This window comes from Streptomyces sp. LS1784, from assembly GCF_020103755.1.
Classification (GTDB): domain Bacteria; phylum Actinomycetota; class Actinomycetes; order Streptomycetales; family Streptomycetaceae; genus Kitasatospora.
In genome coordinates this window covers 1-6,660 of record NZ_JAHSQD010000462.1, presented here as the reverse complement: position 1 = coordinate 6,660, position 6,660 = coordinate 1, and the positions used below count along the sequence as shown (strand labels likewise).

General features: G+C 72.6%; 8 protein-coding genes and 1 pseudogene. 2 read left to right on the top strand and 7 right to left on the bottom strand.

The genetic code is table 11. From position 1 onward, the window contains the following. Positions 1-212, bottom strand: a 212-nt coding sequence (locus KS423_RS34655) for an NAD(P)-binding domain-containing protein (RefSeq protein ID WP_224283725.1), incomplete at its 3' end; no start/stop codon positions are given. An 82-nt stretch (positions 213-294) separates the two neighbouring features. Here KS423_RS34655 and KS423_RS34650 point away from each other — a divergent pair. After that, positions 295-657: pseudogene (locus KS423_RS34650) on the top strand (MerR family transcriptional regulator); the annotation flags it as partial. Between the two features lie 205 nt (positions 658-862). Then, positions 863-1,651, top strand: coding sequence for a GNAT family N-acetyltransferase (locus KS423_RS34645; protein ID WP_224283724.1), 789 nt, complete (start codon positions 863-865; stop codon positions 1,649-1,651). A gap of 300 nt (positions 1,652-1,951) precedes the next feature. On the opposite strand, the gene KS423_RS34640 is transcribed toward KS423_RS34645, so the two are convergent. From KS423_RS34640 to KS423_RS34615, 6 genes are all read right to left on the bottom strand, one after another. After that, positions 1,952-2,398 carry a hypothetical protein gene (locus KS423_RS34640; protein ID WP_224283723.1) on the bottom strand — a complete coding sequence of 149 codons (447 nt, stop codon included), beginning with the start codon at positions 2,396-2,398 and terminating at the stop codon, positions 1,952-1,954. 4 nt (positions 2,399-2,402) lie between these two features. Then, positions 2,403-3,662 carry an amidase domain-containing protein gene (locus KS423_RS34635; RefSeq protein WP_224283722.1) on the bottom strand — a complete coding sequence of 420 codons (1,260 nt, stop codon included), beginning with the start codon at positions 3,660-3,662 and terminating at the stop codon, positions 2,403-2,405. Between the two features lie 2 nt (positions 3,663-3,664). Further along, on the bottom strand, positions 3,665-3,997 hold the full coding sequence (locus tag KS423_RS34630) for a type VII secretion target (RefSeq protein ID WP_224283721.1): 333 nt from the start codon (positions 3,995-3,997) through the stop codon (positions 3,665-3,667). Positions 3,998-4,572: 575 nt separating this feature from the next. Continuing rightward, positions 4,573-5,709, bottom strand: coding sequence for a PP2C family protein-serine/threonine phosphatase (locus KS423_RS34625; RefSeq protein ID WP_224283720.1), 1,137 nt, complete (start codon positions 5,707-5,709; stop codon positions 4,573-4,575). Positions 5,710-5,872: 163 nt separating this feature from the next. Next, positions 5,873-6,295 carry a MarR family winged helix-turn-helix transcriptional regulator gene (locus KS423_RS34620; protein ID WP_049651037.1) on the bottom strand — a complete coding sequence of 141 codons (423 nt, stop codon included), beginning with the start codon at positions 6,293-6,295 and terminating at the stop codon, positions 5,873-5,875. 30 nt (positions 6,296-6,325) lie between these two features. Further along, on the bottom strand, positions 6,326-6,660 hold a 335-nt coding region (locus KS423_RS34615), incomplete at its 5' end, for a M48 family metalloprotease (RefSeq protein ID WP_224283719.1).

Here is a 6,660-nt window from a genome sequence, read left to right as displayed (position 1 = left end):
GGGGCGAGCGCCACCGCCTCGGCGGCGCTCGCGGCCGACCGCGCACCGAGGGCGAGCGGTTCGGAGTCCCGGCCCGGCGTGCGGTTCCACACGGCGACCGGATGGCCGGCGGCCAGCAGCGCCCCGGCCAGCGCCCGACCCATCGGGCCCAGGCCGAGTACGGCAACGGCGGTACGGACAGGGGTGGTTGAGGAAGATCGTTCGTTCGGCACAGCCGTTACGCTAGACCTTCACGCCGACGGCAGAGTCAAGGCGGAGAGCCATGGTGGAGGATCCACCGAGGAGGTGTCCGCGATGCGGATCGGAGAACTCGCCCGGCGCACCGGCGTCACCCCGCGCGCCCTGCGGTACTACGAGGAACAGGGGCTGCTCACCCCCGAGCGCCGCGCCAGCGGCTACCGCGAGTACGGCGAGCCGGACGTGGACACCGTCCGCGGCATCCGCACCCTCCTCGCGGCCGGCCTCAACAGCGCCGTGATCGCCGAGATCCTCCACGGCCTGCCGCTCCCGGGACAGCGCCCTCCCGGCCCGACCTGCCCCGAGCTGCTCGCCGGCCTGGCCAGGGAACGCGCCCGGATCACCCGCCGGATGGACGAACTCGCCGATGCCCTGGCCCTGTTGGACGCCATCGTGGCGGCAGAGGCGCCGAGCGAGGTGATCCGCTCCGGCCGACTGCGGGTGGCGGACCGCAAACCGGTCGGGGGCCGTGGGGCGGCCGGGGACCGTACGCCGGCTGGGGAAGGCAAGCCGGTCGGGGAACGCAAGCCGGTTGGGGAGCGCAGGCCGGTCGAGGAGCGCCGCCCGCAGCCGGTGGCGCGGAAACTCGATGGCGTGCGCTCCCGGGCCGTGTTGGAGTGAGCGGATGAACCATGACGAGGTGCTTGCCCTGTTCGACGACCGGCTCCGGCGCAACGCGCCGCCCGACCCCGGCTGCCGCGTCGAACGCGACGGCGCGGTGGTCCGGCAGGTGGGCCCGGAGCACGGCTGGAACGGCGTGCTCTGGTCCGGCCTGGACGAGGCCGGGGCGGACGCGGCGATCGCCGCGCAGGTGCACCACTTCGCCGAGCTCGGGAGGGAGTTCGAGTGGAAGGCCTACTCCCACGACCTCCCCGCCGACCTCGGCGCCCGACTGCTGGCGGCCGGCTTCACCCCGGAGCCGGAGGAGGCGCTGATGATCGCCCGGATCGCGGACCTGCCCACCGAAGCCGCCCTGCCCGAGGGCGTCCGGCTGCTCGCGGTGACCGACCCGGCCGGGGTGGACCTGCTGATGGAAGCCCACAAACAGGCCTTCGGCACCGATAAACCCGCTCTGCGTGAGCGGATTCTCGACCACCTGCGCGACGGCACCGAGACGGTCAGCATGGTCGTCGCGATGGCCGGCGACCGCCCGGTCAGCGGCGCCCGGATGGAACTGATCCCGGGCACCGGGTTCGCCGGGCTCTGGGGAGGCGGCACCGCACCCGACTGGCGCGGCCGGGGCATCTACCGCGCCCTCGTCGCCCACCGTGCCCGCCTCGCGGCCGGGCTCGGCTACCAGTACCTCCAGGTCGACGCGAGCGACCAGAGCCGCCCCATCCTCCAGCGCCTCGGCTTCGCCTGGCTGAGCACGACGACTCCGTACGTACGGGGCCTGGCTGGCGTGCCGGCCTGACCCCTCCCGGGGGGGTCTGGCGCCCACACTGGGTTCCCCCCCCCCCTGCGTCGGGGGCCACCGCTGTGTCGCCGCTCAGGTTGTGCCGTTCGGTACAGGCGCGGGAGAAGCGGTGGGGGCCATCGTTGAGGCACCACGAGCGGGGCCGTCCGGCCCAGGGAAAGGAGCCTCAGCATGTTCGCCCGCCTCTGCCACCCCGGCGTCCTCCGTGCGACGGTTGTTGCGCCCGCCACCCTCCTCGGGATCGGGATCGGGATCGGGCTTGGGCTCGGGCTCGGGCTCGGGCTCGTCCGGCAGCGATCAGGCCGTGTGCCGTGCCTGACCCACCACGGCCGGATCGACCGCGCCCGTGAACCGGCCCTGCCCGAAGCAGGTGCTGTGCTGCGTCCCGGTGTCGTGCGCGGCGGTCTGCGCGAGGGCGTACTGGAACGGCACCCCGATCGCCGCCACCGGCAGCAGTACGCACAGCAGAGCGTGCCCCAGGCCGATCCGGAACGTCCTGCGCCGAACGGCGGTGACGAGTTGCCAACCGCCCCAGCACACCGCCACGACGCCCAACACCAGCCCCGCCCAGGCGAGCGGAAGTACGTGGGCCGGGGCGCCGGGGCTGTCCTGGCAGCGGCTCACGAGCCTGTGGACGTCGACGTCCGCGGCGAGCGTCGGCACACCGCATGCCCACCCGAGGCAGCCGAGCAGCAGTGGGCCGCCCGCCCCGAGCCACCGGGGGGAGCGCTGTTCTTCACTCATACGCCTAGTACCAGTCCGGGTTCACGCGGACGAAGTGAAGCTTCTGGTGCCCGCGCTGCTCCTGGAAGCTGTCGATCCGACCGCCCACACTCGCGTTCTGCTGGCCGCCGCTGTGCTGGGTGTAGCGGATGTCCCCGTCCGGGGTCACCGCCGTCACCACCGCAGTGTGGTGGACGACACCCTTCTTGTCCTGGGAGTCCTGGTCGGAGTCCTCCTCGTAGTAGACGATGTCCCCGGGCTTCACCTCGTCCGGCGAGACCTCCTGACCGCCGTGGCGCATCATGAAGTCGTGCATGTTCTGCGCCCCGGCCCAGCTCTTCGAATAGTCGAGCCGCTGGTCGAGCCAGTCACCGCCCGCATCGTCGCTGCGCCCCCAGGTGTCGTCCCCGCGCCAGCCCCACCACTGGTCCCACTTGGCGTGCACGCCACCCTGGCGCAGCGCCTCGGAGGCGAAGTTGGTGCAGTTGTCGTCGAAGACGTCGATGGTGGTGTCGTTCCAGTGCTCCAGCGCCCACTGCACCGTCTTCACCCGGTCGTACTTGGCGTCGGGCCCACCGCGCAGACCCACCTTCACATCGTCGGGGATGCCCGGGAGGTTGGCGAGGGTCACGGGATCGGAGAGCATCAGCTGCTTGCGCTGGTTGTCGGTCAGCGCCTTCCACCAGTCGGCGACCAGCCGGGGGTCCTGCCCGCTGGGGATGTCCCCGGTGTACATGGACAGTTCGGTCTGTGAGGCTTCGCGCTGAAGCTGGTCCAACGCCTTGCGCGGGTCGGTCTCGCAGGTCGCTGCGGCGAGCTTTCGCAGCTCGGCGGAGGCCAGCTTGTCGGCCTGGGAGGCCTCGCGCAGCGCCTCCTGGAGCATCGCGTCGACCTCCTGGACAGCGTTGTCGTTCGAGGGCGCCGCGCCGCCGCTGCCGTGGACCGTGGCGGTGGTCTCGTCGACGGTGAGGCCGTACTGCTTGGCCATGTCCAGAGCGGAGTTCAGGGTGAGCTTCGCCCGGGTGATGCTGGCGCTCAGCCCGTCGAGGACCATGACGACGCCGCGCATGATGTCCGCGCCGGCCTCCAGGATCTGGGCCTGCTCCTGGAGCTTGCGGCCGGCGGCCTCGCCGACCCTGTCCTTCCAGTTCTCCTTGAGCGGGTCCACACCGTTGGCGTGGATGTCGTTGACGGCCTGCCACGCCTGCTTGGACAGGGCGAGCCAGGAGCCGGCGGCGGCGTCGACGTCGATGCTGTTGGCGGCCTTGAGCGCTGCGATGGTCATCGTCACGGTTGCTGTCCCGCCGCCGTCCCCGAGAGGTCGCCGAGTGCCGCGTCGAGACGGCGGGCGTACTCCTGGTCGGCCTGGTCGTAGGAGTGTGCCGATTCGTGCAACTGCGCCGAATAGAGGTGAAGTTGATCGACGACCGACTTCACGTGGGCCTGCCAGGCGTCGGCACAGTCCTTCAGCGCCGGACCGGAGTCCCAGGCCGACATCGTGTCGGCGGCCGTGTGGCTGTTGTCGAGCCAGTGCCCGACGGGTCCGAATGTCTTGGCGGACTCCGTGAGGCCGTTCGCCGACTGTCGCAACGCGTGTGTCTGGACATGGATGTGGTTCACGGTCAGTTCCCCCTACCCGGCTATGTCGACTCTGGTCGACATGGGTGCGGCCATGCTAACGAACGGATTGGAAGGGAAAAGTCATCCGAAAGTCATGAGAAAGCAATCCGTTAGGGCCGGCCGCCTTCGTTCCTGCCGGCTCGGGACAGTCGGTCAAACGCCGGGCCGTCGCCCTGGCCCGGGCCGGGTTGCCAGACTGTCCCCTGGGGAGCTGGGGAGCTGGGGAGCTGGGGAGCTGGGGAGCTGGGGAGCTGGAGGGCTGGAGGGCTGGAGGGCTGGGTGGGCGCGCAGTGGCTGACCGACGCCCTGGAGTCCCGCGGCGCCGCCGCGCCGGCCCGCTCCTGCGTCGAGGCCCTTCGTCCCGCAGCCGCCGCCCACCGGCCCGACCCGAGCGTGCCTGAACGCCGCCCGTCGACAGGACGCGGCCCGGGGCGGGCGGGGCGGCTGGGTCGACCCAGGTGCCGTCGATGACCGCGAACTGCTTCGACATGTCGCAGCTGCCGTCTCGGCCGTCGTGTGCTCGGTTCGCGACGAGGGGCGGGGGCCGGTGTGCCGCGGAGTTCGGTCCGTCGCCCTCACGGCAGCCGCTCGACCACGACCATGGCCGCGTCGTCGTCCAGCCGACCGCCGACGTGGGCGAGCAGGTCGCGGCGCAGGTGCTGGAGCAGGGCGGCGGGGCGCTCGGCGCGCCAGGCGGTGACGCGTTCGGTGAGCGGGTAGAAGCGCCGCTGGGCGTCGCGGGCCTCGATCACGCCGTCGGTGTAGATCAGCAGCCGGTCGCCGGGCCGGAGCCGGAAGGTCTCCGTCTCGTACCGCACCGGTGCGAGTTCGCCGAGGCCCAGCGGCGGGGCGGGGTGAGGGGCGGCGAGGGTGGTGATGCCGTCGGGGAGCAGCAGCAGCGGGGGCGGGTGGCCGCAGTCGATCAGGCGGACCGGGGAGCCGTCGTCGGGGATGTCGAGCAGAACCGCGGTGATGAAGGACTCGCCGGACTCGCCGCTCTCCGTGGGGAGCTCCTCCGGCGCGGGGCGGGGCAGCGCGGACAGCGCCTGCCGGTGCTGCCGGTGCTGCCGGTCCCACCGGGACTGTTCGGCGAGCTGGGCGAGGTCCCAGCTGACGCTGCCATCCAGGTAGGCCGCCAGGTCGGGCAGCTCGGCGTGCAGGTGGGCGGCGGCCCGGAAGGCGCCGAGCAGCAGGGCCGCGTCGCCGAGCGAGGACAGGCCCTTGCCACGCACGTCGCCGACCAGCAGCCGGGTGCCGGTGGTGGTGCGGGCTGCCGCGTACAGGTCGCCGCCGACCTGCGCCTCGGCCTCGGCGGCCAGGTAGACGGAGGCCAGGTGCAGCGGTCCGATCCGTTCCGGCAGCGGGCGCAGCAGCACCCGCTGGGCCGCCTCGGACACCGAGCGCACCCGGGCCAGCTCGCGCTCGTGCCGCTCGCGCAGCACCCGCAGGCCGACGATCAGCACCGAGACGACCAGTTGTGCGCACAGCTGGGTCTCGATGTTGGTGCTGGTCAGATTTTCGCGGATGGCGCCGATGACGCTCAGGGCGGCGAACGCGAGCGCGGCGACGGCGGCGGTGGCCCGGGGGCCGGCGAAGGAGGCGGTGAGGGCTGGGGCGACGATCAGCAGCGGGCCGAGGTGGACATCCGGCGGGGAGAGGATGTCGACCACGGTGATCAGCACGATCAGCGCGAGCGTGAGCGCCGTCAGCACCCGGCGGTCCGGTCGCCAGGCGCGGCGGCGGTCGGGGGGACGCGGCGCGGGCGGTGGGTGCGGCGCATCGGGACGCTGCCGGAGGGGCACTCCTCCTCTGTACACCGTGAAGGTGGCGGAGCGCACCCGGAGGCGCTGCGCCGGGCTGTTCTGCGGGCCGCCGTCAGCCCTCCTGGCCGTAGCGGGCCAGGTAGTCGGCGAAGCGGGCGACGTCCTCGTCCGACCAGTCGGTGAAGCGCGCGGTGAAGGAGAGCCGTCGCTGCTCGTTGGCGTCCCGCAGCAGGGTGAGCCCGGCCTCGGTGGCGCGCAGGATCTGGCCGCGCTGGTCGTCCGGGTCGGTCTCGCGGGCCAGCAGGCCGAGCTTCTCCAGGGCGGTGACCTGACGGCTGACGGTGGACTTGTCGAGCATGAAGTACGCGGCCACGTCGGCGGCCCGGCAGCCGCCGCGCTCGGTGATCAGGTCGAGGATGCTGTAGGTGACCAGGGACAGGTCGGGGTGCAGCTGGGAGGCCTTGTGCCGGGCGCGGCGGGCGAAGGCGGTCAGCTCGCGCTGGATGGTCTCGATGGACGACTGACGGCCGGGCACGGCGTTCCTATCTCCTCGATATTTGTTGCACTATACAACGGACTTGCCCGGGGTTGCGCGCCGCTCCGGCGACCGCTGCTCCGGTGCGGCCTGCCAGGCGCGGGCGGCGGCGATCCGGCTGGTCGCGCTCGGGTGAGTGGCGAACAGTAGCTCAAGCGCCCTCGGCGGGTCGACATCGGAGACGTTCGCCACGGCCAGTCTGCGCTGCATGGCCACGAACTGCTCGACGTCCCCGGTCAGTTCGAGTGCGTGCAGGTCCGCCCTGGCCTCGATCCGGCGGCTCACCGCGCACTGCGGCGGCCCCGACAGCGCGCCCAGCGGCGCCGCGAGCGCCGCCAGCAGCGGCAGCGCCCGAGGGTCCGCCG

Bases quoted from the DNA above. Each gene is read 5' to 3' on its own strand.
- KS423_RS34645 (WP_224283724.1), top strand. From the start codon at position 863: ATGAACCATGACGAGGTGCTTGCCCTGTTCGACGACCGGCTCCGGCGC.
- KS423_RS34640 (WP_224283723.1), bottom strand. From the start codon at position 2,398: ATGAGTGAAGAACAGCGCTCCCCCCGGTGGCTCGGGGCGGGCGGCCCA.
- KS423_RS34635 (WP_224283722.1), bottom strand. From the start codon at position 3,662: ATGACCATCGCAGCGCTCAAGGCCGCCAACAGCATCGACGTCGACGCC.